This is a genomic window from Sphingomonas arvum (genome assembly GCF_026013565.1).
Classification (GTDB): domain Bacteria; phylum Pseudomonadota; class Alphaproteobacteria; order Sphingomonadales; family Sphingomonadaceae; genus Sphingomicrobium; species Sphingomicrobium arvum.
On the sequence record NZ_JAPDOB010000001.1, the window covers coordinates 653,196 to 677,192 of the forward strand.

A 23,997-nucleotide genomic window follows, 5' to 3' on the forward strand; every position below is an offset into this window, starting at 1 on the left:
ATGACCGCGCTCGACATCTTCGTGCTGCTGATGCTTGGCGGCGGGGCCCTGGTGGGCTTCGTCCGCGGTTTCGTGCACGAGGTGCTGGCGCTCGCCGCCTGGCTGGGGGCGATCATCGCCTTGAAGCTGTTCCATGCGCCGGTAACCGGCTGGCTGGTCGACAGCGGGCGCGGGCCGGCAGCGGCAGCCGTGCTGGCGTTTGCCCTGCTCTTCCTGCCGACCTACTTCATCGTGCGGCTGATCGCGCAGAAAGCCGGGCACGCCAGCCGTCGTTCGGTGCTGGGCCCCGTCGATCGCTTCCTTGGCGGCGGGTTCGGCATGCTCAAGGGGCTGGTCGGCGCGGCGATGTTCTTCCTCCTCGCCAACCTCGCCACGGACATGGTTTACGGCCCGAACGCCGAGCGGCCCGACTGGATGACCACCAGCCGCACCTTTCCACTGCTGAACGCCAGCGGCCGGGCGATCGTCGACATGGTCGACAGCTACCGCCACTCGGGCAAGAAATCATGATCAGGCTCTACGACACCCAAGCCCGCGAAAAGCGCGAGTTCGTCCCCGCCGACCCCAAGCGCATCACCATGTATGTGTGCGGGCCGACGGTCTACGGCCGCGCGCACATCGGCAATGCCCGGCCGGCGGTGGTGTTCGACACGCTCGCGCGCCTGCTGCGGCACAGCTACGGCGAGGACAGCCTCGTCTATGCCCGCAACATCACCGACGTGGACGACAAGATTATCGCCGCCGCGGCTGAGGAGGGCGTCGATCCGGCGGTGATCACCGGGCGGTTCGAAGCGGCTTACCTCGACGACATGCGCGCGCTGGGCGTGCGCGACCCCGACCTGGCGCCGCACGCGACGCAGGAGATCGGGCCGATGATCGCGATGATCGCCGGTCTGGTCGAGCGCGGCCACGCCTATGCGGCCGAGGGCCATGTGCTGTTCGATGTCAGTTCGGACCCGGACTATGGCGCGTTGAGCAAGCGCGACCGGGAAGCGATGCTGGCCGGCGCCCGCGTCGAGGTCGCCCCTTACAAGCGCTCACCGGGCGACTTCGTCCTGTGGAAGCCGAGCGAGCCGCACGTGATCGGCTGGGACTCGCCCTGGGGCCGCGGCCGGCCCGGCTGGCACATCGAATGCTCGGCGATGATCCGCGCCCACCTGGGCGAGACGATCGACATCCACGGCGGCGGCCTCGACCTCATCTTCCCGCACCACGAGAATGAAGCGGCGCAGAGCCGCTGCGCGCACCGAGGCCAGCCGCTGGCGCGCTACTGGGTGCACAACGGCTTCGTCGACTTCGGAAGCGAGAAGATGTCCAAGAGCCTGGGCAACGTGGTGACGCCGCGCGAGCTGCTGGACGCTGGCCACAAGGGCGAAGTGCTGCGACTGGCCTTGCTCAGCGCGCATTACCGCTCGCCGCTGCCGTGGACGGACAAGCTGGTAGAGCAGAGCAAGGCGCAACTGGACGGACTCTACCGCAGAGTCGGCGACGCAGCCGCTGGTAAGCTAGACGGGGGGGTGAGCGAAGCCCTCGCCGACGACCTCAACACTCCGCTGGCGATATCCCGCCTCAGCCTGATCGACGATCCTGCCACGCTGAAGGCCAGCGGCGCACTTCTAGGTCTGTTCGGCACCTCGGCGGAGCAATGGTTCCGGGGAGACGGTGATAGCGCCCTTGACGCCCGGATCGCCGAGCGCACCGCGGCCAAGCGGGCGCGCGACTTCGCCGCCGCCGATCGCATCCGCGACGAGCTGAAGGGTGAAGGCATCGTGCTGGAAGACGGGCCGGGCGGCACCACCTGGCGCAGGGCATGAGTTCCGAGCCCGTCTATACGCTGGAAGTCCTCCGTTTGGCGGCGTCGCTGCCGCTCGAGACAAGCCTGTCGGACGCGCACGGACGGGCGGAGAAGCGTTCGACGACCTGCGGCAGCGTGATCACGACGGAGGTGCGGCTCGACGACGGACGGCTCGTGCAGGTCGCCCAGCAGGTGCAGGCCTGCGCGTTCGGGCAGGCCAGCGCGGCGTTGTTGCAGCAGTTCGCTGCCCATCGCTCACCGGTGGAGATCGTCGCCGCGCGGGTCGCCATGCGCTCTTGGCTGGCCGGCTCTGGCGAGCCGCCGGCCGGGTTCGAGGTACTTGCACCGGCGCGGGCAAAGACAGGACGGCACGGGGCCATGCTGTTGCCATTCGACGCGCTGATCGCGGCATTGCGGGACGCGGGCGCATGACGGTGCTGCTGACCGGCGGCGCGGTGATGCTGGGGGCGGCGCTGCTGTTCGTGACCCTGTTCCGCCGTTTGGGGCTTGGTGCGACCCTGGGCTACATCGTCGCCGGCGCGCTGGTCGGTCCGCAGCTGCTGGGGCTGGTCGGCAATGCCGATGGCATCATGCAGGTCAGCGAGATTGGGATCGCGCTACTGCTGTTCCTGGTCGGGCTGGAACTGCAGCCGAGCCGCCTGTGGCGGCTTCGCAGTGACATCTTCGGTCTCGGCCTCGCGCAAGTGCTGCTGTGCGGACTGGTGCTGGCGGGGCTGATCCACTTCGGGCTGGGCGTAAGCTGGGGGGCGAGCCTGGTGATTGGGCTCCCACTCGGCCTGTCCTCGACTGCGCAGGTGCTACCGATGCTGCGTAGCGACGGGCAGCTCAACACGCCCTACGGCGAGCGGGCCTTTTCCATCCTGCTGCTTCAGGATCTGGCGCTGATCCCACTGATCACGCTGCTGGCGGCCTTGTCCCGCAACCCCGATCCGAACGCACCGGCGGGGTTTACGCTGGCGCTGTACACGATCGGTGCGGTGATCGGGTTGGTGCTGGCCGGGCGTTATCTGGTGAACCCGTTCTTCCGACTGATCGGGCGGTTGTCGGAACGCGAGCTGTTCGTTGTCGCGGGCCTGTTCACCGTGATGGCGGCGGCGGCGCTGATGCACGCCCTGCACCTGTCCGTCGCCCTGGGTGCGTTCGTCGCCGGGGTGATGCTGGCTGAAAGCCCCTATCGGCATGAGCTGGAAAGCGATGTGGAGCCGTTCCGCTCCATCCTGCTCGGCCTGTTCTTCATGTCGGTCGGCATGCTGCTGGACCTGTCGGTCATCGCGCACCAGCCGTTGCGGGTGGTCGGGCTCGCCGCAGCGGTGATCGGGGTCAAGGCGGCGATCATTTACCCTCTGGCACGCGCCTTTCGCTCGCGCCCGGGTCAGGCGGTGAGCCTTGCGCTATTGCTCAGCCAGGCCGGCGAGTTCGGCTTTGTGCTGTTCGCGCAGGCGACCACAGCGCAGATCATCAGCCCCGAAGCCGCCAGCCTGTTCGGGGCCGTGGTCACCCTTTCGATGGCCGCGACCCCGTTCCTGATGCGGCTGATCGGCTGGCTGCAGGCGCGGCGAAGGGACGTCGAGCCGGACCTCCAAGGTCCGGAGTTCTCGCCGGAGACCAATGCCATCGTGGTCGGCTACGGCCGGTTCGGCCAGACCGTGTCGCAGATGCTCATGGCCAAGCGCATTCCGGTGACGCTGATCGACCTAAAGGCGACCCAGATCGAGCTGGCGAGCGAGTTCGGAACCAAGGTCTATTATGGCGACGGCACCCGGATCGACTTGCTGCGCATGGCCGGGGCGGACACGGCCGAGGCGATCCTGTTCTGCCACGACGACCCGGAGCTCGACGCCGATCGGTTGCGGCCGATCCTTGAGGCGTTCCCGCAGGCGTTGGTGATGGTGCGGGTGTTCGACCGGCGCCAGATGCTGGCGCTGGACGGCTTGGACGTCGGACTGATGCAGCGAGAAGTGTTCGAAAGCGCGGTGGTGATGGGGCGTTTGGCCTTGCAGCGACTCGGCATTGCAGAGCGCGAGGTGGGCCGGGTCGAGCGGGAGTATCGTCAGCGCGACGGGGAGCGGCTTCAGCTGCAGAGCGCGAGCGGCGACCTGCACAGCGGGTTCGAGAAGAGCTTCGCGCCGGAGCGGCCACTGGAGGACGAGGAGCGGAAAATTTAGGCCGCCCGCTCCAGGAACGCGGCCAAACGCCCCGACTCCACCCCGTCGCTGAGGAACGCTTGGCCGATGCCGCGGGTGAGTACCAGGCGGAGGCGGCCGCCTTCGTTCTTCTTGTCGGCGCCCATTAGCGGGAGCAGGGCCGCGCGGTCGAGCGGCGTCGCGGTGAGCGTGGTTGGCAAGCCGGCAGCGGCGAAATGGCGGCGCACCCGGGCAGCGTCGTCTGCCGCGCAGAGCCCGAGTTGGGCGGAGAAGTCGAAGGCCAGCACCGTGCCGAGCGCCACCGCCTCCCCATGCAGCACCACCCCGAGGCCAGCGGCGCTCTCGATCGCATGGCCGAACGTATGGCCGAGATTGAGCAGTGCCCGGACGCCGGTGCGGTCCTCCACGTCGGCCGCGACGAACCGTGCCTTGGCGGCCACGCAGCGGGTCACCGCTTCACCGCGCAGCGCGAGCTCGCCGGCGAGCAGGGCGGGTCCGTTCGCCTCACACCAGGTGAAGAAGTCCGGATCGTCGATAAGGCCGTACTTCACCACCTCGGCATAGCCGGCGAGCAACTGCCGGTGGTCGAGGGTGAGGGTCAGCGCCGGGTCGGCCAGCACCAGTGCGGGCTGATGGAACAGGCCGACCAGGTTCTTCTGCCCTTCGGCGTCGATCGCGGTCTTTCCTCCAACCGCGCTGTCGGCCTGGGCGAGCAGGCTGGTGGGCACGTGCACCACCGGCAAGCCGCGCTTGAACAGGCCTGCGGCGAGGCCGGTCAGGTCACCGACCGAACCGCCGCCGAACGCGATCACCGGGCGCTTGCGGTCGAGGTTGTGGCCGGCAAATGCCGCTACGAGTTCCTGCAGGTGCGGCCACTGCTTGGCATCTTCGCCCTCCGGCACGAACACCGGCGTGCAGCAGACCGCGGCCTCCAGCTTCTCGCCGTGCAGCGCCCATACCTTCGGCTCGGTCACAACCAGCAGCCGCCGGCCCCAAGATATGGTTCGCAGCCGCTCGGCGCTGTCGGCCAGCGGGCCGATCAGCACGTCGTAATGGTCGCTGCCCGCGGTGACCGGAACGATGCTCAACGCGCGTCCAGGAAGCGGTTCATCTCCGCAATGATGGTCTCTACCACGTCGGAATGGCTGCCGCCCTGGCTGACGACCCGGATGTGAGCCTCGGCGTAATTGGGCCGGCGCTGCTCGATAAGCGACTGGAGTATTTCAGCCCGGTCGCCTTTGTTCAGCAGTGGGCGGGTTTCGGGGCGGCGCGCAGTACGTTCCGCCAGCAGGTCGGTTGGAGCGTCGAGCCAGATGGTAATCGCCTTTTCATTGAGGAGCCGGCGGGTCTGCGCGTTGACATAGGCGCCGCCGCCCGTGGCTATTATCCGCACGCCGCCGTCCAGCAGGCGCGCGACCAGGCGGCGCTCGCCGTCTCGGAAGTCCGCCTCGCCGTAGCGCTCGAACACCTCCCCGGCAGTCAGTCCGGCAGCGTCCTCGATGGCAGCGTCGCTGTCGACGAACGGCAAGCCGAGGCGCCGGGCCAGACGACGGCCGACCGTGGACTTGCCCGCGCCCATCAGCCCGACCAGCACGACGGGGCGGTCGAGCCGGCGGGACAGTCCTGATCCATCGCGGGCACTCATAACGCGAAGGGCTATACAGGCGCTTGCCGCTTGGGCAAAAGCCCGCCTCATGGCTATCCACCGACGGCCGCCGCACCCGATGCGCGGCCCCCTGATTCTCCTCGTCATCCTGGCTGTGCTGATCGCTGGGATCGTGGTTATTGCGAACAGCGCCAAGCCGGTGCCCACAAAGCCGATCGAGGTCGACGTCGCCCGTGGCCAGCAGGGCTAAGCTCCTCCTGCTGACGGGGCTTGCCGGGGTGGCGCTGGCCCCGGCTCTGGCGCAGGAGGTGATCCTCCCGCCGGGCTTCGGCAACGAGACGACGCCCGCGCCGACGCCGCAGCCGGCGAGCAACTTGACGGATTCGGCGGAGCGTCCGGCAGCGGCCAGACCCCGGCCTCGTCCCGCGGCGACTGCCGAGGGCGGCGAACTGGTCGAGAGCGACGAGCTGACGGAGGCCGAGCTGGCGCCGCCACCGCCGCCGGTCGAAATTCCGGACGAGTCCCGCCGCGATCCGCGGCGGGCCGGCGTGCTTGATCCGACGCGCTGGGGCTATGGAGAGAATCCTTGGGGCGCGGCAGACGGGCGTTTCCTGTCTGGGCTGCTGCGCCGGCAATCAACTCCGCTACCGTCCCGCTGGCTTCTGATCACGTTGCGTAACGCGTTGCTGACCCGGGCCGAGGCGCCGTTCGGCGTCAACGGTGCCGACTGGACGGCCGAGCGGGCCTGGCTGCTGCTGCGTATGGGGGAGGCGGACGCGGCCGGCATGTTGGTGTCCGGTGTCGACGTCGATGATTTCACGCCCAAGCTGACCCAAGTGGCCGTGCAGACAGCATTGGCGACCGCCGACCCCGCGGGCTTGTGTCCACTGCGCGACAAAATGGCAGGGTCGGAGGCACGGATCCTGCCGCTCGCCCAGGCAATCTGCTCGGCGCTGGACGGCGAGGGCGCAAGCGCCGCGGCCCAAATTCAGCAGGCGCGGCGGCGCGGCCGAATCGGCGGGATCGACCTTGTGCTGGCCGACAAGGTTGTGGGCGCGGGCGAGGGCACCGGCCGCGCGGCCACGGTGGAATGGGAGCCGGTCGATACGCTGACCAGCTGGCGCTTCGGCCTGGCGGCAGCGACAGGGCTGATGCCGCCCGACCGGCTTATGACAGCCGCCAGCCCGCAGGTTCGGGCGTGGGCCGCACGGGCCCCGCTGTTCTCGCCGGAAGCGCGCCTGCCGTTCGCCCGCACGGCGGCGGGCCTGGGCGTGCTGTCGTCGAGTGCGCTGGTCGACCTTTATTCTCAGATCTACGATGCGACCGACCCATCCGACCTGCCGGGCACGGATGCGTGGCGGTTGCGCACCGCCTTCGTCGGGCGGGACTCGAACGCGCGGCTGGCCGCCATGCGCGAGCTCTGGCGGCAGGGCGATGGCGAACTGGAACGGCAGGCGTCGCGGGCCATGCTGTCGCTGGCGGCGACCCGGATCACGCCAAACCCCGAGCTGGGCGATGATGCCGTCAACCTGGTCGCATCCATGCTGGCGGGCGGCTACGACAAGCAGGCAGCGCGGTGGGCGCGCGCCGTCGGCCAGATGGACGGTGCGGCGGGCGATCGCGCCTGGGCGTTGCTTGCGCTCGGTACCGAGGCTGACGTGGACGTGAGCTCCAGCCGGATCGAGGACTTCATCGGCCGTGACGACAGCCGCGACAAGCAGCGCAGCAAGCTGCTGGTGGCAGGGCTGGTCGGAACCGGGCGAATCTCTGCCGAGGAAGCGAGCCGGCTTGGCCAGCGCAACGAGCTGGGCCTTGGCGGAACGTCGGTGTGGACGCGGCTGGTGGACGGCGCCGGCCAGCGGCGGCAGGCGGGCACGGCCGTAGTCCTCGGCGCCATCGGACTGCAGGCGCCGAGCTTCACGCGGGTGCCGGCGGCGCAGCTGCTGCACGCGCTGAACGCCATGCGCCTGGCAGGCCTCGGCTACAATGCGCGAATGATCGCGGCCGAGGCGCTGGCCCGCACGTGAACGGTGACGACCGGATTCTGGTCGACCGTTTCTGCGAGATGCTGGCGGCGGAGGCCGGAGCCGCGCGGAACACCTTGCTTGCTTATCGCAACGACCTGGCCGCTGCGGCCGAACGGGTTGGCCGGCTGGGCGAAGCGAGTGGCGACGAGCTTGGCCAGCTGGGCGCCGCCTGGGCCGAGCTGTCCCCTGCCACGGTTGCGCGGCGATCGGCGGCCCTGCGGAGGTTCTACGGGTTCCTGCACGAGGAAGGCTTGCGGACGGACGATCCATCCGGCGCCCTGCCGCGCCCGAACACGGAACGGCCGCTGCCGCGCATCCTTGAGCCGCACGAGGTCGATGCCATGTTCCAGGCGGCGGAGGATCGCGCGGTGAGCGGGCAGCCAACGGCGCTGCGCAACCTCGCACTGATCGAACTGCTTTATGGATCGGGGCTGCGCGCCACCGAACTGGTCAGCCTGCCGCGGGCGGCGCTCCGCCCCGGGCAGCCGTTTTTGATCCTGCGCGGCAAGGGCGCCAAGGAGCGGCTGGTGCCCATCTCCGAGCGGGCGCATGCGGCAGTCGCCGCATGGCTGCCGCACGTGCCAGCCAAGACCAGTTTCTTGTTTCCCGGTGGAAAAGCGCACCTCAGCCGCGTGCGGCTGTTCCAGATCGTGCGGGCGATGGCGGCGGACGCGGGGATCGCGCCGGAACGGGTCAGCCCGCACGTGCTGCGCCATGCGTTTGCAACGCACCTGCTGGCTGGCGGCGCGGACCTGCGCGCGTTGCAGGCGCTGCTCGGCCATGCGGACATCGCCACCACCCAGATCTACACTCATGTCGACAGCGCGCGGCTGGTGGAGCTGGTGAACCGGGCGCACCCGCTTGCCACCGACCGCCGCCGGGCTTAGGCCCCGCGGCGCCATGAAGACCTACCTTGATTTCGAGAAACCGATCGCCGAGCTGGAGACGCGCGTCGCGGAACTGCGCGAAACGGCGAACTCGGGCGAGATCGACATCGATGCGGAGATCGAGCGGCTCGAGGCGAAGTCCGACCGGCTGCTCAAGGATACCTACGCGAAGCTGACGCCATGGCAGAAGACGCAGGTCGCGCGCCATGCCGAGCGGCCGCACTTCAAGGATTATGTGGCGGGCATCGCCGACGACTTCCTGCCGCTGGCCGGCGATCGGGCGTTCGCCGATGACCAGGCGATCGTCGGCGGGCTAGCGCGGATTGGGGGGCGACGCGTGGTCCTGATCGGCCACGAAAAGGGGGACGACACCGCGAGCCGCCTGAAGCACAATTTCGGAATGGCCAAGCCCGAAGGCTATCGCAAGGCAATCCGGCTGATGCAGTTGGCGGACCGCTTCGGACTGCCGATGGTGAGCCTCGTTGACACGCCAGGCGCATTTCCGGGAGTGCAGGCGGAAGAGCGCGGCCAGGCGGAGGCTATCGCCCGTTCGACCGAGCAGTGCCTCGCACTGGGCGTGCCGCTGGTGTCGGTGATCGTTGGCGAGGGCGGTTCGGGCGGTGCGGTCGCCATCGCCGCGGCCAACCGAGTCCTGATGTTCGAGCACGCGGTCTATTCCGTCATCTCGCCCGAGGGTTGCGCGTCCATCCTGTGGCGGACTGCCGACAAGGCCGCCGACGCCGCCGAGGCGATGCGCATAACTGCCGCTGATCTGGCGGGCCTCGGCGTGGTCGACCGGATTGTGCCGGAGCCGCTGGGCGGCGCGCACCGCGACCCCGCGGGCGCCATCACGAACCTCAAGGATGCGCTGGTCGAAGAGCTGGACTCGCTTGCGGGCCAGAGCGGCGATGAACTGCGCAAGGGCCGCCGGGCCAAGTTCCTCGCGATCGGCTGAGCGCGCTTCGCCAAGGAACTGGCAAGTGGGAGGACCCGTTCAGGTTGGCGAAAACGATCAACCGTACGAGTCCTTATTATGAGCAAAAAGTCACTGCTGATGCTTGCGGCGGCCGGGGTCGCCATTGTTCCCGGCGTTGTCACTGCCCAGACAGCCTCGCGCGGGCTGCCGGTCCGCTATGTCCAGGAGGCGCAGCGCGACCATAATGCGCTCGTGGCCGAGTTCGGCGGAGCCGAGACCGGCGCGCGAGCTGCCTACGTCGACCAAGTCGGGCGGCGCATGGCCGTCTATTCCGGGGTCGACCCCCGGGCATTCCGCTTCACAACGCTCAACTCGGCGGTGGAGAACGCCTTCGCGGTGCCGGGCGGCTACGTCTACATCACCCGCCAGCTGATGGGCATCATGAACAACGAGGCCGAGCTGGCCTTCGTCGTCGGTCACGAAGTTGGGCACGTTGCCGCCAACCACGCGCAGGCACGACAGGAGGCGACCCGCCGCAACACCATCAACGGCATTCTGGGCGCGATCTTCGGCAGCTTCATCGGCGGCGGCTTCGGCGAAGCCATCTCGCAATGGGCGCAGACCCGCTCGGTGCTGTCGACGCTCAGCTTTAGTCGGCAACAGGAATATCAGGCCGACCAGCTCGGCATCCGCTACCTGGCCCAGGCGGGATACGACCCGAACGCGTCGGCGACCATGCTCGCGGCGCTGGGCCGGGCGGACGCCTTGGAGCTGCGCATCCAGGGCGGCGACCAACGGCAGACGCCCGAATGGGCGCAGACCCATCCTAACTCCGCCAACCGGGTGGCCCAAGCGAGCCAACTGTCGCGCGCGACCGGGCGTGCGGGCGGCGGCATCACCAACCGTGATGCATTTCTGAACCAAGTGCGCGGCGTGATGGTCGACGACGATCCAGCTCAGGGCGTGATCGATGGACGCACCTTCACCCACCCCGACCTTCGCCTGCAGTTCGCAGTGCCGACCGGCTACCTGATGCAGAACGGCACGGATGCGGTGACTATCAGCGGCAGCGCGGGCAAAGCGCAATTCTCGACGGGGCCATACAACGGCAACATGCAGGCTTACATCGGCCAGGTCTTGCAGGGGCTGACTGGCGGGCAAGTGCAGTTGCAGGTGGTGGACCAGAACCGCACAAACGTGAACGGCATCCCGGCCACTTACGTGATCGGCCGGGCGCAGACCTCGTCCGGCATCGTTGACGTCAGCGTGTTCGCCTATGAATTCGCGCCCAACCAGGCCTACCACTTCGTCATGCTGACGCAGGGTGGACGGGGCATCGGGCCGTTCGCGCCGATGGTGAACTCCGTGCGGCGGCTGTCAGTGGGCGAGGCGGCCCAGATCCGGCCGCGGGTGATCGACGTGGCGACAGTTCGCGCTGGCGATACGGTGCAGTCGCTGGCGAGCCGAATGGCCTACCGCAACTTCCAGGTGGAGCGCTTCCTGTCCCTGAACGGGCTTCAGGTGGGCGAGCGACTCGTGCCTGGCCAGCGGGTCAAACTCGTCGTCTACGGCACCCGGGAGCGGTGAGCCGACCGGCTTAGCTCGCCGGCGTTGCTGGACCACCTAGTGCGGGCAGAACCTGATCCTTGATGTTGCCCCACATGCCGCCAGTGCCGCCGCCCATCATGCTAAAGGCGCCGATGCAGGTCACGGCGATCAAGGCAACAATCAACCCATATTCGATCGCGGTCGCCCCGCGCTCATCGCGGCGCAACCTGCGCAGCATCAATCGGATAGCGCTCACGCCACCCTCCTCTGGTCCACGTCCACGCGGAGAGGATTACGGCCGGTGAAGTTAACAACTTGTGCCGGAGTCGCGGTTAAGTCCGAGTTAGGCAGTTTCGCTATTTGCCGGAGTCCATGCGGCGAAATGGATCAGCTCAGCCGTTTCGATGGTGCCTGCCTCGTCGCCGGCCCCGGCGAATGCTCTTTGAGCAGCGCCCAGGCCAGCGCGGCCGACCGCCTGCCGGGACCTGCCGGCCAACACGTTAGTGGCGGCCATGCCGCGCAGGTCAGCGACAAGGTCGGAGAAGGCGCGGTACCGCAAGCGGACCCGGTCGACGTCGACGACGGGCAACTCGAACCCGCCGGAATGCAGCAGGCCGGCAAAGGCGCTCGCGCCAATCCGTGGATGCACGCGCGGCGCCACCCCATGACCGCTCGCCTGGTCGGCCTCCAGCATCGCCGAGCGCAGCACAGGCAGCGTGTCGTTGCCCGGGAAGGCACCCATGAACAGCGCTCCGGGTGCGAGCAGGTGGCGCACTGCCTGAAGCATCGCCGGCAGTTCGTCCGTTGTGTCCAGCTGCCCGAGTACAATCAGGAGTTCGAAACTGGTCGGCGGAAACCGGGCAAGGTCTTCTAGGACGGGAGCGAGCACCAGCTGATCGGCAGCGCCTCCGAGCGGCTCGGCCAGGCGCTCGTCGGGGCAGCCGACCAGCAGCCCGCGCCCGAACCGCCGCTTCACCATCTGGAGGCGTTCGGCCACGTCGGCGACCATCCGCTCGGCCAGGAAAAGCCGCGGACCCTGGCGCGCTGCGCGAGATCGCCGCAGCGCAAGGGCTTGCTTATCGAACAATGGGTCGGCCATGACATGCCTGTGCCGGTCGAATCCAGGGTGGACAAGCCTGATGAGGATTTCCCGTGCCCTTCGCCGACCGCTGCAGCTGGCGCTGGACTTCGCGCTGCCGCCGCGCTGTGCGGGCTGCGGGGCGATCACCTCAGCTGTTGGCCTGTTCTGTCCTGAATGCTGGCCGCAGCTGGACTTCATGGGTGGTGGCTGCCGGCGCTGCGGCCTGCCGCTGGAGGCAACAGCGGCTGACACGTGCGGAGCGTGCCTGGCGGACAGCGGAGCGCTGGATCGGATCCGTGCGGCGGTGGCCTATGGCGAGCAGGCGCGCTCGCTGGTGCTGCGGCTCAAGTACGGGCGCAAGACGGCGCTGGCGCGGACCATGGCCGGCTACATGCAGCGTCCGCTGGCCGAGCTTCACCCGGACGCGCTGCTGGTGCCCGTACCGCTGCATCGCTCGCGGTTGTGGAGCCGTGGGTTCAACCAGGCGCAGCTGATCGCCGCCGCCCTGACCCGGCTGTCGGGCCGGCCGAACGATCCATTCGTGCTGCAGCGGACGAAGAGCACGCCCAAGCTCAAGGGTATGAGCGCAAGCGAGCGGCGCCGGGCAGTCCAGGGCGCCTTTACGCTCCGTCCCGGACAAATTGTGAAGGGTCGCCACCTAGTGCTCGTGGACGACGTCTATACGACGGGAAGCACGGCCGATGCGTGTGCGCGAATCTTGAAGCGCAAGGGAGCGGCCAGCGTTGAGCTGCTTGCCTGGGCGCGGGTGGTCGCTCCGGCTCGCATCGTCTAGTGCTGCGTTGAGCCGTTGATCAAGAATGGAGCATGCTCGTGGCGCGTGTTGAGATGTATTCGAAGAGCACCTGTCCTTACTGTTTTCGAGCCAAGGACCTCTTGCAAGGCAAGGGCGTTCGGATCGAGGAATACAACCTTGATGGCGGCGGTCCCAAGCGGGACGAGATGATCGACCGGTCCGGCCGAATGACCGTGCCGCAGATCTTCATCGACGGCCGCCATGTCGGCGGCTGCGACGACCTGTTCGCCCTGGAGCGGCAGGGCAAGCTGGACGCGATGCTGGCCGCATGACCCGGATCGCGCTGCTCCAGGCGCAGACCGGGATCGACCCAACCCGCAATGCGGCGGACCTCGCCCGAGCGGTGCGTCAGGCGAGCGCGGGCGGGGCCGCGATGCTGTTCACGCCCGAGATGAGCGGCTTGCTCGACCGGGATCGGGAACGCGCAGCACGGCATTGGCGGTCCACGGACGAGGACCCGGTGCTCGCCGCGGTGCGCGAAGCGGCGGCGCGAGAAGGCATCTGGATCCACCTCGGCAGCCTGGCGGTGCTGGGCGGCAGCGAGGGGCGACTGGTCAACCGCAGCTTCGTGATCGATGCCGCCGGCGCGCTTCGGGCCAGCTACGACAAGCTGCACCTGTTCGACGTGGACCTGCCGACGGGCGAGAGCTGGCGCGAGTCGGCATCTTATGCGCCGGGCGCAGGAGCGGTCGTGGTGGAGGGAACGCCGGTCGGCCGGCTGGGCCTGACCATCTGCTACGACCTGCGCTTTCCCGCGCTGTTCGCGGCGCTGGCGGAGGCCGGAGCCGACACCATCGCGGTGCCGGCCGCTTTCACGGTCCCGACCGGACAGGCGCACTGGCAAGTGCTGCTGCGCGCCCGCGCGATCGAGGCCGGGCTGTTCGTGGTCGCCGCTGCGCAGGCAGGCCGGCACGAGGACGGGCGCGAGACCTACGGTCATAGCCTGGTCGCAGACCCGTGGGGCGAACTCAGGCTGGAGATGGACGGAGCGCCGGGGCTGGGGTTTGCCGAGCTGGACCTTTCGCGGATCGCCGAGGTCCGCTCGCGGGTGCCGGCGCTTCTCCACCGCCGGCCGGTTCCGCCGGTGGAGCGCGTGCCAGCGCGCTGATGCGAGGCGTGGGCAGGGTGTCGCTGCTGCTGCGTAAGCGCGGCGCGGCGCTTGGCGCCTGGGTGCTGCTTGGTCTGGCGCTGCTGGTGCGGGCCGCCCACGGGCCGCGTTGGGCTGCCGCGCTGCTGGCGATCATGGCTGCCGCCATCTTCCTTGCCCGGCTGACCCACCGGGTGCTACTCCGCCAGCTGCGCCGACGAATGGGCGGCTGAGCGATTACCCTCCGGTCGCGCTTGCCTGCACTTTATCTGTGGGCTTGGCTGCTCTAACAGCGGCGTTGGTCAAGATTGGCATGATCAGACAAGGCCCCGTAGCTCAGCAGGATAGAGCGCCGGATTCCTAATCCGTAGGTCACAGGTTCGAATCCTGTCGGGGTCACCATCGATTCGGGAGGAAGAGGTGCTGGGCCGGCTATTCACCGATCATCCGCGTTCATTGGGCATGAGCTGGGCCGGGCACGCCACCGGTGCGGTGCGGATTGGCGCATCCATGATCGGCGCGGGCGCGGCCTGCCTGGTCCATGCGGCCGTACCCGGCTGGTTCACCGAAACTGCGGGCCGCACAGTGCTGCGCCTCCACGACCACATGCAGAAGCGGCGCGCGGCGGCTCCGGACTGGCCCGATTATGAGATCTGACGAGGCCGGCCGCGTGCCGGTCGCGATTATAGGTGGCGGGTTCTCGGGCACGATGACCGCCCTCCACCTGGCGCGCCGGGGTGTGCGGAGCGTGGTGATCGACGGCTCCGGCCGCGCCGGGCGAGGCGTCGCCTATGCGACGACGGATCCTGCCCACCTTTTGAACGTGCCAGCGGCAAAGATGAGCGCGTGGCCCGACCAGCCCGATCATTTCGTCCATTGGAGCGGCCTTGGCGGGGGCGAGTTCGCGGAGCGGCGCGCGTTTGGCCGCTACCTGTCCGACCAGCTCGCTGCGAGTGAGGTGAAGGTGGCGGAAGCGATCGCGACCGGCGCCGAGCGCACAGCCGACGGGTGGCGCGTCAGCCTTGACGATGGACGGCAGGTCTCCGCGCAGGGCCTGGTGCTGGCGCAAGGCAACCAGCCGCCCGCACCCTTGCCTGTGGCCGAGCGCCTGCCGCATGAATTGTACATCGCCAATCCGTGGAGCGAGGCAGCACGTGAGGCAATCGAGCGCGCGGCCGAGCGCGACAGCGACGTGCTGATCATTGGGACCGGGCTGACCATGGTGGACACCGTGCTGTCGCTGGCCGAGGCCGGGCACAGCGGCCGGATCACGGCGCTGTCGCGGCGTGGGCTGGTGCCGCGGGCCCATGCCCACGCGGCTGCGCCGCCCGCACCGGTCGAGCTTGGTGAGCTTCCGCTCGGTTCGGTCCGCAAGCTGGCGCGTTGGCTGCGGCGCCGCTCGGCCGAGGTCGGCTTCCGGCCGGCGGTGGATGCGCTGCGGCCGCACAGCCATGCCATCTGGCAGAGTTTCAACGGGGTGGAGGAGCAGCGATTCATCCGCCACGCGCGCCCGTGGTGGGACATCCACCGGCACCGGCTCGCGCCGCAGGTCGCGGAGCAGCTCAAGTCGCTGATTGCCGATGGCAGGCTGCAAGTCATGGCTGGGCGCCTGGTGAGCCTCGGCGCGGACGACGGGGAGGTGCAGGCCCTGATCCGCCGTCGCCGGGGAAGCGAGGTCGAGCGGCGCTTTGGCCTGGCGGTGAACTGCACTGGACCGCTGGGCGAAATCGCACAAACTCGCGATGCGCTGCTGGCCGGGCTGCTGGCGCGCGGGGAGGTGCGGGCGGACCGGTTCGGCATCGGCCTCGAGGTGGATGAGCGCGATCGGGCGGGCGAGCGGCTGTGGGCGCTCGGGCCGTTGACCAAGGGCCGCTATTGGGAAATCACCGCCGTGCCCGACATCCGGGGCCAGGCGGCGGCGGCGGCCGAAGACATTGCGGCGGAGATTGGCGCGAGATGAGCACTCCCGACGACGGCGACCCGGTGCAGCCGCCGGCCAAGCTGCCGGTTCCCGAGGAGGTGGCGGAGGCGGTCCGCACCCTGATCCGCTGGGCCGGGGACGACCCGGAGCGCGAAGGCCTGGTCGACACGCCCGCCCGTGTGGCGCGCGCGTGGAAGGAATATGCGCGAGGGTATGAGGAGGATCCGTCCGTCCACCTCAGCCGGACCTTCGAGGAGGTCGGCGGCTATGACGAGATTGTGCTGCTTAAGGACATCCCGTTCCAGTCGCATTGCGAGCACCACATGGCGCCGATCATCGGCAAGGCGCACATCGCCTACCTGCCGCGCGACCGGGTGGTCGGCATCTCCAAGCTGGCCCGCGTGTTGCACGGCTTCGCTCGCCGCCTGCAGGTGCAGGAACGGCTGACGGCCGAGGTCGCCGACTGCATCTGGGAGCATTTGCAGCCGCAGGGCGTGGCCGTTGTAATCGAGGCCAGCCATGCGTGCATGACCGCGCGCGGCGTGGGCACGCCGGGCGTGATGATGACCACCAGCCGGATGATGGGGACCTTCCGCGCCGACGAGCGCAGCCGCAAGGAAGTGCTGGCGCTGATGGGCTGCTGACCCCGCTCGCGGGTTGGCAAGCGCCGCGGCTCCGCCTAACCGCCCCTTCGAGCCACGAGGGGAGAGAAGATGCGCGCGTTCCTGTTTCCGGGCCAGGGCAGCCAGTCGGTCGGCATGGGCGCGGCGCTGGCCGACGCCAGCCGCATCGCTCGCGACACGTTTGCGGAAGTGGACGAAGCGCTCGGCCAGAACCTATTCAAGCTCATGCGCGAGGGGCCCGAGGACCAGCTGACCCTGACCGAGAACGCCCAGCCGGCGATCATGGCACACGCGCTGGCCGTGTTCCGCGTGCTGACGCAGGATTGCGGCGTCACGCTGGACAAGGCGGCGCAGTTCGTCGCCGGGCACAGCCTGGGCGAATATTCGGCGCTTTGCGCAGCCGGCACCTTCGATCTGCCGACCACGGCGCGGCTGCTGAAGCTGCGGGGGCAGGCAATGCAGGCCGCGGTTCCGGTAGGGCAGGGTGCGATGGCCGCCCTGCTCGGCGCTGACCTCGAGAAGGCGGAGGCGATTGCGTCCGCCGCTGCGCAGGGCGAGGTATGCACGGTCGCCAACGACAATGACCCGAGCCAGGTTGTCATCTCCGGCCACCGTTCCGCGATCGAGCGCGCGGTCGGGCTGGCGAAGGAGCATGGCGCCAAGAGGGCGGTGCTGCTGCCGGTGTCGGCGCCGTTCCACTGCCCGCTGATGCAGCCGGCGGCCGACCGCATGGCCGACGCGCTTGGCCAGACCGACCTTCGCGCGCCCACCGTGCCGGTGTTCGCCAACGTCATCGCCGCGCCCGCGAGCGATCCCGACCGCATCCGCGAACTGCTGGTGGAGCAGGTCACCGGTATGGTCCGCTGGCGCGAGAGCATCGCGGAGATGGTCGCGGCCGGTGTCGAGGAGTTCGTGGAGCTGGGCGGCAAGGTGCTGGGCCCGATGGTCAAGCGGACGGCGCCGGACGCGAAGGTAACCAGCGTGGTGTCGATCGACGACATAGAGGCGCTGGCCAAGGAGATTGCATGATGTTCGACCTGACGGGCATGACCGCGCTGGTGACCGGCGCTTCGGGCGGTCTTGGTAGCGCTATCGCCAAGGCGCTCAGCGCGCAAGGCGCCCGGCTGGCGGTCAGCGGCAGCAATGAGGCCAAGCTTGGCGCCTGTCGCGACACATTGGGCGGCGACCACGTGGCGCTCCCGTGCAACTTGTCGGATGCGGCGGCCGTGGACGGGCTCGTGCCGCAGGCGGTCGAGGCGCTCGGCGGGAAGCTCGACATCCTGGTCAACAATGCCGGGGTGACCCGCGACAACCTGCTGATGCGGATGAAGGACGAGGAGTTCGCCGACGTCATCCGCATCAACCTGGAAGCCGCTTTTCGCCTGATGCGCGCGGCCGCCAAGTCGATGATGAAAGCGCGGTTTGGGCGGATCGTGAACATCACATCGGTGGTCGGCGCTACCGGCAACCCAGGACAGGCCAATTACGTCGCGTCGAAAGCCGGCCTGGTCGGCATGAGCAAGGCGGTGGCGCAGGAACTTGCGACCCGCGGCATCACGGTGAACTGTGTCGCTCCCGGGTTCATGACGTCGGCCATGACCGATGCCCTGAACGACCAGCAGCGCGCCGCTATCCTGGCCAAGATCCCATCGGGCGCGATGGGCACTGGCGAGGACATCGGCGCCGCCGTCGCCTATCTCGCCAGTCGTGAAGCCGGCTACGTCACGGGCCAGACGTTGCACGTCAACGGTGGAATGGCGATGCTCTGAGCGCGCTCTGAGGCGCCGCCGCAACAGTCCTTCGGCCAGCTTGCCACAGCCGTATTCAACAACCCTTGTTGAAGCGGAACTCACCCCTATATCGCCGCCGAAACAAGGAACACGGACGTGCCTGGATGGGGCGTCCGGGGGCTAGTGGTAAAGGGTTGTAGACTATGGCGAAAGTGATCGGGATCGACCTCGGCACGACCAACAGCTGCGTGGCGGTCATGGAGGGCGGCAAGCCCAAGGTTATCGAGAATGCGGAAGGCGCACGGACCACCCCGTCGGTGGTCGCGTTCACCAAGGACGGCGAGCGCCTGATTGGCCAGCCGGCCAAGCGTCAGGCGGTGACCAACCCCGACAATACGGTGTTCGCGGTAAAGCGCTTGATCGGCCGCCGGTTCGACGATCCGATCACCAAGAAGGATACCGAGCTGGTCCCGTACAAGATCGTGCGTGGCGGCAACGGTGACGCTTGGGTGCAGGCCGGTGGAAAGGACTATTCGCCCTCGCAGATCAGCGCCTTCACGCTGCAGAAGATGAAGGAAGCGGCCGAGGCCTACCTCGGCGAGACGGTCACCCAGGCGGTGATCACCGTTCCAGCCTACTTTAACGACGCCCAGCGCCAGGCGACCAAGGATGCCGGCCAGATTGCTGGTCTGGAAGTGCTGCGCATCATCAACGAGCCGACGGCCGCGGCGCTCGCCTACGGCCTCGACAAGGACAACAACAAGACCATTGCGGTCTATGACCTTGGCGGCGGCACGTTCGACGTGTCCGTGCTCGAGATCGGCGACGGTGTGTTCGAGGTGAAGTCGACCAACGGCGACACCTTCCTTGGGGGCGAGGACTTTGACGCCAAGATCGTCGAGTATCTGGCCGACAAGTTCCAGCAGAAGGAAGGCATCGACCTCAAGAAGGACCGGCTGGCACTCCAGCGGCTGAAGGAAGCCGCCGAAAAGGCCAAAATCGAGCTGTCCTCGGCCGCCACGACCGAGATCAACCAGCCGTTCATCACGGCGCGCATGGAAGGCGGCGCGACCACCCCGCTGCACCTCGTTGAGACGATCACTCGCGCGGACCTCGAGAAGCTGGTCGCTCCGCTGATCGAGCGGACGCTGGAGCCGTGCCGCAAGGCGCTCAAGGACGCAGGGCTCGACGCCAACGCGATCGATGAGGTCGTGCTGGTCGGCGGTATGACCCGCATGCCGCGTGTTCGCGAAGTGGTGAAGGACTTCTTCGGCAAGGAGCCGCACACCGGCGTCAATCCCGACGAGGTGGTGGCGATCGGCGCGGCCATCCAGGCCGGCGTGCTGCAGGGCGACGTGAAGGACGTGCTGCTGCTGGACGTGACGCCGCTCTCGCTCGGCATCGAGACGCTGGGCGGGGTGTTCACCCGCATGATCGACCGCAACACGACCATCCCGACCAAGAAGAGCCAGGTCTTCTCGACCGCGGACGACAACCAGAATGCGGTGACCATTCGCGTCTTCCAGGGCGAGCGCGAGATGGCGGCAGATAACAAGGTGCTGGGCCAGTTCGACCTGGTCGGCATTCCGCCGGCGCCGCGCGGCGTGCCGCAGATCGAGGTCACGTTCGACATCGACGCCAACGGCATCGTCAACGTGTCGGCCAAGGACAAGGGCACCGGCAAGGAACAGCAGATCCGCATTCAGGCCTCGGGCGGTCTTAGCGACAACGATATCGAGCAGATGGTCCGCGACGCCGAGCGCTTCGCCGAAGAGGACAAGAAGCGCCGCGCCGGGGCTGAGGCCAAGAACCAGGCCGAAAGCCTGATCCACTCGACCGAGCGGCAGCTGGCCGAGCATGGCGACAAGGTCTCGCCCGAGGTGAAGGGCGAGATCGAAAGCGCGCTCGCTGAAGCCAAGAGCGCGGTCGAGGGCGGCGATGCCGATGCCATGACCCAGAAGAGCCAGGCGTTGGCGCAGGCGGCGATGAAGCTCGGCCAGGCGATCTACGAAACGCAGCAGGCCGGCGCCGACGCCGGAGCTGCAGGCGCGGAGACCGCGTCGGCTGACGCTGGTGAGTCCGGCGGCGCCGAGCAGGAAGAAGTGGTCGACGCGGAGTTCTCCGAGGTCGACGACGACAAGAAGGCGTAAGGTGCAGCGAATGGCGACAAGGGCGGCCAATTCCGGGTCACGGAGGCGTAGCCCTTGTCACCGCTCGCTATCGCTTGTCCGGTGCGCGTAAGGGCGATGCGTCGTGGTTGAGACCGACTATTACGAACTCTTGGGGGTCGAACGGACCGCCGATGATCGCACGATCAAGCTGGCCTATCGCAAGATGGCGATGGAATGCCATCCTGACCGGCATGGCGGTTGCACCGAACAGGAAGCCAAATTCAAGGCGCTGAACGAGGCCTATGATTGCCTGAAGGACCCGCAGAAGCGGGCTGCCTACGACCGGTTCGGCAAGGCTGCCTTCCAGAATGGCGCCGGTGGCGGCGATCCGTTCGGGGGCGGCGCCAACTTCGACGGCGGCTTCTCCGATATCTTCTCGTCCATCTTCGGCGAGTTCATGGACCAGCGCGGCGCGCGGCAGAACGCCGCCCGCGGCGCCGACCTGCGCTACGACCTTGAACTGAGCCTCGAGGAGGCCTTCACCGGCAAGCAGGCGTCGATCGAGATTGAGACCCTGCAGGCCTGCGAACCGTGCGGGGGCGATGGCTCTCGCGGCGAGAGCAAGCCGCAGCGCTGCGGCACTTGCGGAGGCGCGGGCAAGGTGCGGGCGCAGCAGGGCTTCTTCGTGGTCGAGCGCGGGTGCCCGACCTGTTACGGCCACGGGGTCACCATCGCCGACCCCTGCCCACAGTGCGATGGCGAGGGCCGCACGCTGAAGCGCCGGCAGCTGTCGATCAACGTGCCTTCCGGCGTGGACGAAGGCACCCGCATCCGGGTGTCGGGCGAAGGCGAAGCCGGCGTCCGCGGCGCGGGACCGGGCGACCTCTACCTGTTCGTGCACCTGAAGCGGCACCCGCTGTTCAGCCGCGAGGGCACGACCCTGGTCGCGGAATGCCCGATCAGCTTCACCACGGCAGCGCTGGGCGGCTCGATCACCGTGCCGGGGATTGACGGGGCCGAGATCGAAATCAAGATCCCGGCCGGCATCCAGTCGGGCGACACGCTGCGCCAGCGCGGGGCGGGGATGAGCGTGCTCAACGGCCGCGGCCGGGGCGACCTCATCAGCCGCATCCTGGTCGAAACCCCGACCAAGCTCACGGCCAAGCAGAAGGAATTGCTCTGCCAGTTTCGCGAGACCGAGACTGGCGAGGAATGCCCGGCGAGCAAGGGTTTCTTCTCGCGCATCAAGAGCGCGATGGGCTAGGTCCCTCTCCTTAAGGGGGGCCTCTCGAATGATTACACGCCGGAGCTTCGTCGGCGGCGCCGTGGCGGCGTCGCTCGGTTCGATGGTCGCTGCTCGCGTGCCCGGCTCCGACGCCGTCCGCGATGCCGTCAATTCGCCGCCGAGCACGACTTCAGCGGGCTCGTGGCGCTTGGGCGCGGCGGACTGGTGGCGTGGCACCACCCGTCCGGCCTGGCCGACCGTGCGGCGCGCCAGCCGATCACGTCGGCCACGACCTTCCGCATCGGCTCAGTGTCTAAGTGGTTGACCAGCGTTGCCGTCCTGCGCCTGGCCGAGCGGAGGCGCCTATCGCTTGATGCGCCGATCCGCACCTGGTTGCCGGAGCTGACCGGCGAGTTCGGGGATGTGGCGCTGGTCCGGCTGCTGTCGAACAGCAGCGGGATTCCCGATCTTGTCACGCAGGCGATCGGCGACGATCCTGGCCTTCGCTCCTCTACCGCCGGCTCGGCCGAGATCCTTCGGCGGTTCGCGAGCGGCAAGCTGATCTTCGCGCCGGGCAGCAGGTTCGACTACGCCTTCCACAACTGGGTGCTGGTCCATGCGATTGTGGAGCGGACCACGGGGCAGCCGTTCGAACGGGCGCTGGAGCAGCTGGTGTTCGCTCCGGCTGGATTGCGCCGTGCGGGCTTCGTCGACAACCTCACGCCGAACGCGCCGGGTCTCGCGCTGGCCTATTCAGCGGATGGGCGGGAGAAGATCAGCCCGGTGCCCCCGTTCGGTGGCGCGAGCGGCAACATTCATCTGGACGCAGCCGGCCTGATCCGTGCCGGGCATGCGATCTTCGCCACGGACGAGTTGCTCTCGCGCGAATCGCGGGCGAACCTGACCCGGGTGCTGATGCCTGCCGATGAATATGCACTCGGCGGGCGGGTGCATGAGATCGGCGGTCGCCGGGTAGCGTGGGAAACCGGCAAGGTGCAGGGTTACCGAACGCACCTTGCGCACGACCTGGGGCAGAGCCGGTCGGTGGTGGTGCTCAACAATACGGACATGGAGCAGTCCGTCATCTCCGCCTTCGTGGAGCGGCTGATCGGCCTTAGCTGGAGCTAAGCGCGGCCGAACACGCGGCGGAAGATCGTGTCGATGTGCTTGAAATGGTAATGGAGGTCGAAGCTCGCTTCGAGCTGCTCGGGGCTTAGCGCCGCGGCGACGTCCGTGTCGGCCTTTAGCAGGTCGAGCAGCGACAGGCGGCCGTCCGACTCCCAGACCTTCATGGCGTTCCGCTGGACCAGTGCATAGGAGTCCTCGCGGCTGAGGCCGGCTTGGGTCAGCGCCAGCAGCACGCGCTGCGAGTGGACCAGGCCGCCCATGCGGTCGAGGTTCTTCTGCATGCGCTCGGGGTAGACGAGCAGCTTGTCGATGACGCCGGTCAGCCTCGCCAGCGCGAAGTCCAGCGTGATAGTTGCGTCGGGGCCGATGAAGCGTTCGACGGACGAGTGGCTGATGTCGCGCTCGTGCCAGAGAGCGACGTTCTCCAGCGCGGGGACGACGGCGCTGCGGACCAGGCGGGCCAGACCGGTCAGGTTCTCGGTCAGGACCGGGTTGCGCTTGTGGGGCATGGCCGAGCTGCCCTTCTGCCCGGGCGAGAAATACTCCTCGGCCTCCAGCACTTCGGTGCGCTGGAGATGGCGGACCTCGGTCGCCAGCCGCTCGATCGATGAGGCGATCACGCCGAGCGTAGCGAAGAACATGGCGTGCCGGTCGCGCGGGATGACCTGGGTCGAGGTCGGCTCCGGCGTGAGGCCGAGGCGCGCCGCCACATGCTCTTCAACCCGCGGGTCGATGTTGGCGAAGGTGCCGACCGCGCCGGAGATGGCGCAGGTGGCGATGTCGGCGCGGGCGGCTTCGAGCCGGGCCTTGTTGCGGGCGAACTCGGCATGTGCCTGGGCGAGCTTCAATCCGAAGGTGACCGGTTCGGCATGGATGCCGTGGCTGCGGCCAATGGTCGGCGTCAGCTTGTGCTCGAACGCGCGCCGCTCGAGCACCTTTAGCAGTTCATCCAGGTCGGCGAGCAGGATGTCCGCCGCCTGGGTCAGCTGCACGGCCAGCGCGGTGTCCAGCACGTCCGAGCTGGTCATGCCCTGGTGAAGATAGCGCTTCTCCGGCCCCAGCCGCTCACCGATCCAGGTCAGGAAGGCGATCACGTCATGCTTGGTGACCGCCTCGATCGCGTCGATGGCCGGCACGTCGACCGGATTGATGAGCCCGCGGCGGTGCGCCTCGACGATCCTGGCGGCGTCCTCGGCCGGGATCATCCCGATCTCGCCCATCGCCTCGGCGGCGAAGACCTCGATGTCCCACCAGATGCGGAAGCGGTTCTCGGACTGCCAGATGGCAGTCATGGCGGGACGGGAATAGCGTGGGACCATGGCCGCGGCCGGTA

Annotated in this window: 25 protein-coding genes, 1 tRNA gene and 1 pseudogene; 22 read left to right on the forward strand and 5 right to left on the reverse strand. The window is 68.3% G+C overall.

The features are described 5' to 3' along the window. From OMW55_RS03200 to OMW55_RS03215, 4 genes are read left to right on the forward strand one after another with little or no spacing between them, the layout of a single operon-like run. Window positions 1–510, forward strand: a complete 510-nt coding sequence (locus OMW55_RS03200; RefSeq protein WP_264880769.1) for a CvpA family protein — start codon at window positions 1–3, stop codon at window positions 508–510. Next, the gene (gene cysS / locus OMW55_RS03205; protein WP_264880770.1) at window positions 507–1,814 is read left to right on the forward strand and encodes a cysteine--tRNA ligase; all 1,308 of its coding nucleotides are present in this window, start codon (window positions 507–509) and stop codon (window positions 1,812–1,814) included. The genes OMW55_RS03200 and cysS overlap by 4 nt, the downstream gene beginning before the upstream one ends. Further along, entirely contained in the window at window positions 1,811–2,227 is a 417-nt protein-coding gene (locus OMW55_RS03210) for an iron-sulfur cluster assembly scaffold protein (protein ID WP_264880771.1), read from the forward strand. Before cysS ends, OMW55_RS03210 begins: the two co-directional genes overlap by 4 nt. Continuing rightward, the gene (locus tag OMW55_RS03215) at window positions 2,224–3,981 is read left to right on the forward strand and encodes a monovalent cation:proton antiporter-2 (CPA2) family protein (RefSeq protein WP_264880772.1); all 1,758 of its coding nucleotides are present in this window, start codon (window positions 2,224–2,226) and stop codon (window positions 3,979–3,981) included. Before OMW55_RS03210 ends, OMW55_RS03215 begins: the two co-directional genes overlap by 4 nt. On the opposite strand, the gene OMW55_RS03220 is transcribed toward OMW55_RS03215, so the two are convergent. Further along, window positions 3,978–5,048: a 3-dehydroquinate synthase family protein gene (locus tag OMW55_RS03220; protein WP_264880774.1), complete on the reverse strand. Its 1,071-nt coding sequence runs from the start codon at window positions 5,046–5,048 to the stop codon at window positions 3,978–3,980. The genes OMW55_RS03215 and OMW55_RS03220 overlap by 4 nt on opposite strands. After that, window positions 5,045–5,605, reverse strand: a complete 561-nt coding sequence (locus OMW55_RS03225; protein WP_264880775.1) for a shikimate kinase — start codon at window positions 5,603–5,605, stop codon at window positions 5,045–5,047. Before OMW55_RS03225 ends, OMW55_RS03220 begins: the two co-directional genes overlap by 4 nt. A 49-nt stretch (window positions 5,606–5,654) precedes the next feature. On the opposite strand from OMW55_RS03225, the gene OMW55_RS03230 reads away from it, so the two are divergent. From OMW55_RS03230 to OMW55_RS03250, 5 genes are all read left to right on the forward strand, one after another. Continuing rightward, window positions 5,655–5,816 (forward strand): hypothetical protein, encoded by a 162-nt coding sequence (locus tag OMW55_RS03230; protein WP_264880776.1) that lies wholly within the window; start codon window positions 5,655–5,657, stop codon window positions 5,814–5,816. Beyond that, window positions 5,800–7,593 carry a hypothetical protein gene (locus OMW55_RS03235; protein ID WP_264880778.1) on the forward strand — a complete coding sequence of 598 codons (1,794 nt, stop codon included), beginning with the start codon at window positions 5,800–5,802 and terminating at the stop codon, window positions 7,591–7,593. The genes OMW55_RS03230 and OMW55_RS03235 overlap by 17 nt, the downstream gene beginning before the upstream one ends. A 38-nt stretch (window positions 7,594–7,631) precedes the next feature. Beyond that, window positions 7,632–8,480 carry a tyrosine-type recombinase/integrase gene (locus OMW55_RS03240; protein WP_407822117.1) on the forward strand — a complete coding sequence of 283 codons (849 nt, stop codon included), beginning with the start codon at window positions 7,632–7,634 and terminating at the stop codon, window positions 8,478–8,480. A 13-nt stretch (window positions 8,481–8,493) separates the two neighbouring features. Continuing rightward, the gene (locus tag OMW55_RS03245; RefSeq protein ID WP_264880780.1) at window positions 8,494–9,435 is read left to right on the forward strand and encodes an acetyl-CoA carboxylase carboxyltransferase subunit alpha; all 942 of its coding nucleotides are present in this window, start codon (window positions 8,494–8,496) and stop codon (window positions 9,433–9,435) included. Window positions 9,436–9,513: 78 nt separating this feature from the next. Then, complete coding sequence (locus tag OMW55_RS03250; RefSeq protein ID WP_264880782.1) at window positions 9,514–10,983, forward strand: M48 family metalloprotease; 1,470 nt, start codon at window positions 9,514–9,516, stop codon at window positions 10,981–10,983. A gap of 10 nt (window positions 10,984–10,993) precedes the next feature. On the opposite strand, the gene OMW55_RS03255 is transcribed toward OMW55_RS03250, so the two are convergent. Both OMW55_RS03255 and OMW55_RS03260 read right to left on the reverse strand, forming a co-directional pair. Beyond that, window positions 10,994–11,200, reverse strand: a complete 207-nt coding sequence (locus OMW55_RS03255; protein ID WP_407822092.1) for a Flp family type IVb pilin — start codon at window positions 11,198–11,200, stop codon at window positions 10,994–10,996. Between the two features lie 87 nt (window positions 11,201–11,287). After that, entirely contained in the window at window positions 11,288–12,043 is a 756-nt protein-coding gene (locus tag OMW55_RS03260) for an SAM-dependent methyltransferase (RefSeq protein WP_264880784.1), read from the reverse strand. Between the two features lie 40 nt (window positions 12,044–12,083). Here OMW55_RS03260 and OMW55_RS03265 point away from each other — a divergent pair, with 40 nt between their 5' ends. The 13 genes and pseudogenes from OMW55_RS03265 to OMW55_RS03325 all read left to right on the forward strand — a co-directional run. After that, a complete protein-coding gene (locus OMW55_RS03265) occupies window positions 12,084–12,818 on the forward strand; it encodes a ComF family protein (protein ID WP_264880785.1) in 735 nt (244 codons plus the stop codon). Window positions 12,819–12,856: 38 nt separating this feature from the next. Then, the gene (gene grxC, locus OMW55_RS03270) at window positions 12,857–13,111 is read left to right on the forward strand and encodes a glutaredoxin 3 (RefSeq protein WP_264881987.1); all 255 of its coding nucleotides are present in this window, start codon (window positions 12,857–12,859) and stop codon (window positions 13,109–13,111) included. Then, window positions 13,108–13,947, forward strand: coding sequence for a carbon-nitrogen hydrolase family protein (locus OMW55_RS03275; protein WP_264880786.1), 840 nt, complete (start codon window positions 13,108–13,110; stop codon window positions 13,945–13,947). The genes grxC and OMW55_RS03275 overlap by 4 nt, the downstream gene beginning before the upstream one ends. 17 nt (window positions 13,948–13,964) lie before the next feature. After that, window positions 13,965–14,159, forward strand: coding sequence for a hypothetical protein (locus OMW55_RS03280; protein WP_264880788.1), 195 nt, complete (start codon window positions 13,965–13,967; stop codon window positions 14,157–14,159). 92 nt (window positions 14,160–14,251) lie between these two features. Continuing rightward, window positions 14,252–14,328, forward strand: a tRNA-Arg gene (locus OMW55_RS03285). Window positions 14,329–14,346: 18 nt separating this feature from the next. Next, the gene (locus OMW55_RS03290) at window positions 14,347–14,583 is read left to right on the forward strand and encodes a DUF6356 family protein (protein ID WP_264880790.1); all 237 of its coding nucleotides are present in this window, start codon (window positions 14,347–14,349) and stop codon (window positions 14,581–14,583) included. After that, window positions 14,573–15,886, forward strand: coding sequence for an FAD/NAD(P)-binding protein (locus OMW55_RS03295; RefSeq protein ID WP_264880791.1), 1,314 nt, complete (start codon window positions 14,573–14,575; stop codon window positions 15,884–15,886). Before OMW55_RS03290 ends, OMW55_RS03295 begins: the two co-directional genes overlap by 11 nt. Continuing rightward, the gene (gene folE, locus OMW55_RS03300) at window positions 15,883–16,491 is read left to right on the forward strand and encodes a GTP cyclohydrolase I FolE (RefSeq protein WP_264880793.1); all 609 of its coding nucleotides are present in this window, start codon (window positions 15,883–15,885) and stop codon (window positions 16,489–16,491) included. Before OMW55_RS03295 ends, folE begins: the two co-directional genes overlap by 4 nt. A gap of 69 nt (window positions 16,492–16,560) precedes the next feature. Further along, entirely contained in the window at window positions 16,561–17,499 is a 939-nt protein-coding gene (gene fabD, locus OMW55_RS03305) for an ACP S-malonyltransferase (RefSeq protein ID WP_264880794.1), read from the forward strand. Then, entirely contained in the window at window positions 17,499–18,239 is a 741-nt protein-coding gene (fabG, locus tag OMW55_RS03310) for a 3-oxoacyl-[acyl-carrier-protein] reductase (protein WP_264881989.1), read from the forward strand. The genes fabD and fabG overlap by 1 nt, the downstream gene beginning before the upstream one ends. Before the next feature lie 164 nt (window positions 18,240–18,403). Next, window positions 18,404–20,350 carry a molecular chaperone DnaK gene (gene dnaK / locus OMW55_RS03315; protein WP_264880795.1) on the forward strand — a complete coding sequence of 649 codons (1,947 nt, stop codon included), beginning with the start codon at window positions 18,404–18,406 and terminating at the stop codon, window positions 20,348–20,350. Window positions 20,351–20,453: 103 nt separating this feature from the next. Continuing rightward, window positions 20,454–21,575: a molecular chaperone DnaJ gene (gene dnaJ / locus OMW55_RS03320; RefSeq protein WP_264880797.1), complete on the forward strand. Its 1,122-nt coding sequence runs from the start codon at window positions 20,454–20,456 to the stop codon at window positions 21,573–21,575. Window positions 21,576–21,713: 138 nt separating this feature from the next. Then, window positions 21,714–22,664, forward strand: a pseudogene (locus OMW55_RS03325) (serine hydrolase domain-containing protein); the annotation flags it as partial. On the opposite strand, the gene purB reads toward OMW55_RS03325, so the two are convergent. Continuing rightward, window positions 22,661–23,983: an adenylosuccinate lyase gene (gene purB / locus OMW55_RS03330; protein ID WP_264880799.1), complete on the reverse strand. Its 1,323-nt coding sequence runs from the start codon at window positions 23,981–23,983 to the stop codon at window positions 22,661–22,663. The pseudogene OMW55_RS03325 and the gene purB overlap by 4 nt on opposite strands. Window positions 23,984–23,997: the final 14 nt, after the last annotated feature.

What these genes read in the sequence shown, in the direction of transcription:
- OMW55_RS03210 (WP_264880771.1), top strand. Translation starts at nt 1,811, where the DNA reads ATGAGTTCCGAGCCCGTCTATACGCTGGAAGTCCTCCGTTTGGCGGCG.
- purB (WP_264880799.1), bottom strand. Translation starts at nt 23,983, where the DNA reads ATGGTCCCACGCTATTCCCGTCCCGCCATGACTGCCATCTGGCAGTCC.
- fabD (WP_264880794.1), top strand. Translation starts at nt 16,561, where the DNA reads ATGCGCGCGTTCCTGTTTCCGGGCCAGGGCAGCCAGTCGGTCGGCATG.
- OMW55_RS03250 (WP_264880782.1), top strand. Translation starts at nt 9,514, where the DNA reads ATGAGCAAAAAGTCACTGCTGATGCTTGCGGCGGCCGGGGTCGCCATT.
- dnaK (WP_264880795.1), top strand. Translation starts at nt 18,404, where the DNA reads ATGGCGAAAGTGATCGGGATCGACCTCGGCACGACCAACAGCTGCGTG.
- OMW55_RS03200 (WP_264880769.1), top strand. Translation starts at nt 1, where the DNA reads ATGACCGCGCTCGACATCTTCGTGCTGCTGATGCTTGGCGGCGGGGCC.
- folE (WP_264880793.1), top strand. Translation starts at nt 15,883, where the DNA reads ATGAGCACTCCCGACGACGGCGACCCGGTGCAGCCGCCGGCCAAGCTG.
- OMW55_RS03230 (WP_264880776.1), top strand. Translation starts at nt 5,655, where the DNA reads ATGGCTATCCACCGACGGCCGCCGCACCCGATGCGCGGCCCCCTGATT.
- OMW55_RS03260 (WP_264880784.1), bottom strand. Translation starts at nt 12,043, where the DNA reads ATGGCCGACCCATTGTTCGATAAGCAAGCCCTTGCGCTGCGGCGATCT.
- OMW55_RS03240 (WP_407822117.1), top strand. Translation starts at nt 7,632, where the DNA reads ATGCTGGCGGCGGAGGCCGGAGCCGCGCGGAACACCTTGCTTGCTTAT.
- OMW55_RS03275 (WP_264880786.1), top strand. Translation starts at nt 13,108, where the DNA reads ATGACCCGGATCGCGCTGCTCCAGGCGCAGACCGGGATCGACCCAACC.
- OMW55_RS03215 (WP_264880772.1), top strand. Translation starts at nt 2,224, where the DNA reads ATGACGGTGCTGCTGACCGGCGGCGCGGTGATGCTGGGGGCGGCGCTG.
- OMW55_RS03295 (WP_264880791.1), top strand. Translation starts at nt 14,573, where the DNA reads ATGAGATCTGACGAGGCCGGCCGCGTGCCGGTCGCGATTATAGGTGGC.
- OMW55_RS03245 (WP_264880780.1), top strand. Translation starts at nt 8,494, where the DNA reads ATGAAGACCTACCTTGATTTCGAGAAACCGATCGCCGAGCTGGAGACG.
- OMW55_RS03225 (WP_264880775.1), bottom strand. Translation starts at nt 5,605, where the DNA reads ATGAGTGCCCGCGATGGATCAGGACTGTCCCGCCGGCTCGACCGCCCC.
- fabG (WP_264881989.1), top strand. Translation starts at nt 17,499, where the DNA reads ATGTTCGACCTGACGGGCATGACCGCGCTGGTGACCGGCGCTTCGGGC.
- cysS (WP_264880770.1), top strand. Translation starts at nt 507, where the DNA reads ATGATCAGGCTCTACGACACCCAAGCCCGCGAAAAGCGCGAGTTCGTC.
- OMW55_RS03265 (WP_264880785.1), top strand. Translation starts at nt 12,084, where the DNA reads ATGAGGATTTCCCGTGCCCTTCGCCGACCGCTGCAGCTGGCGCTGGAC.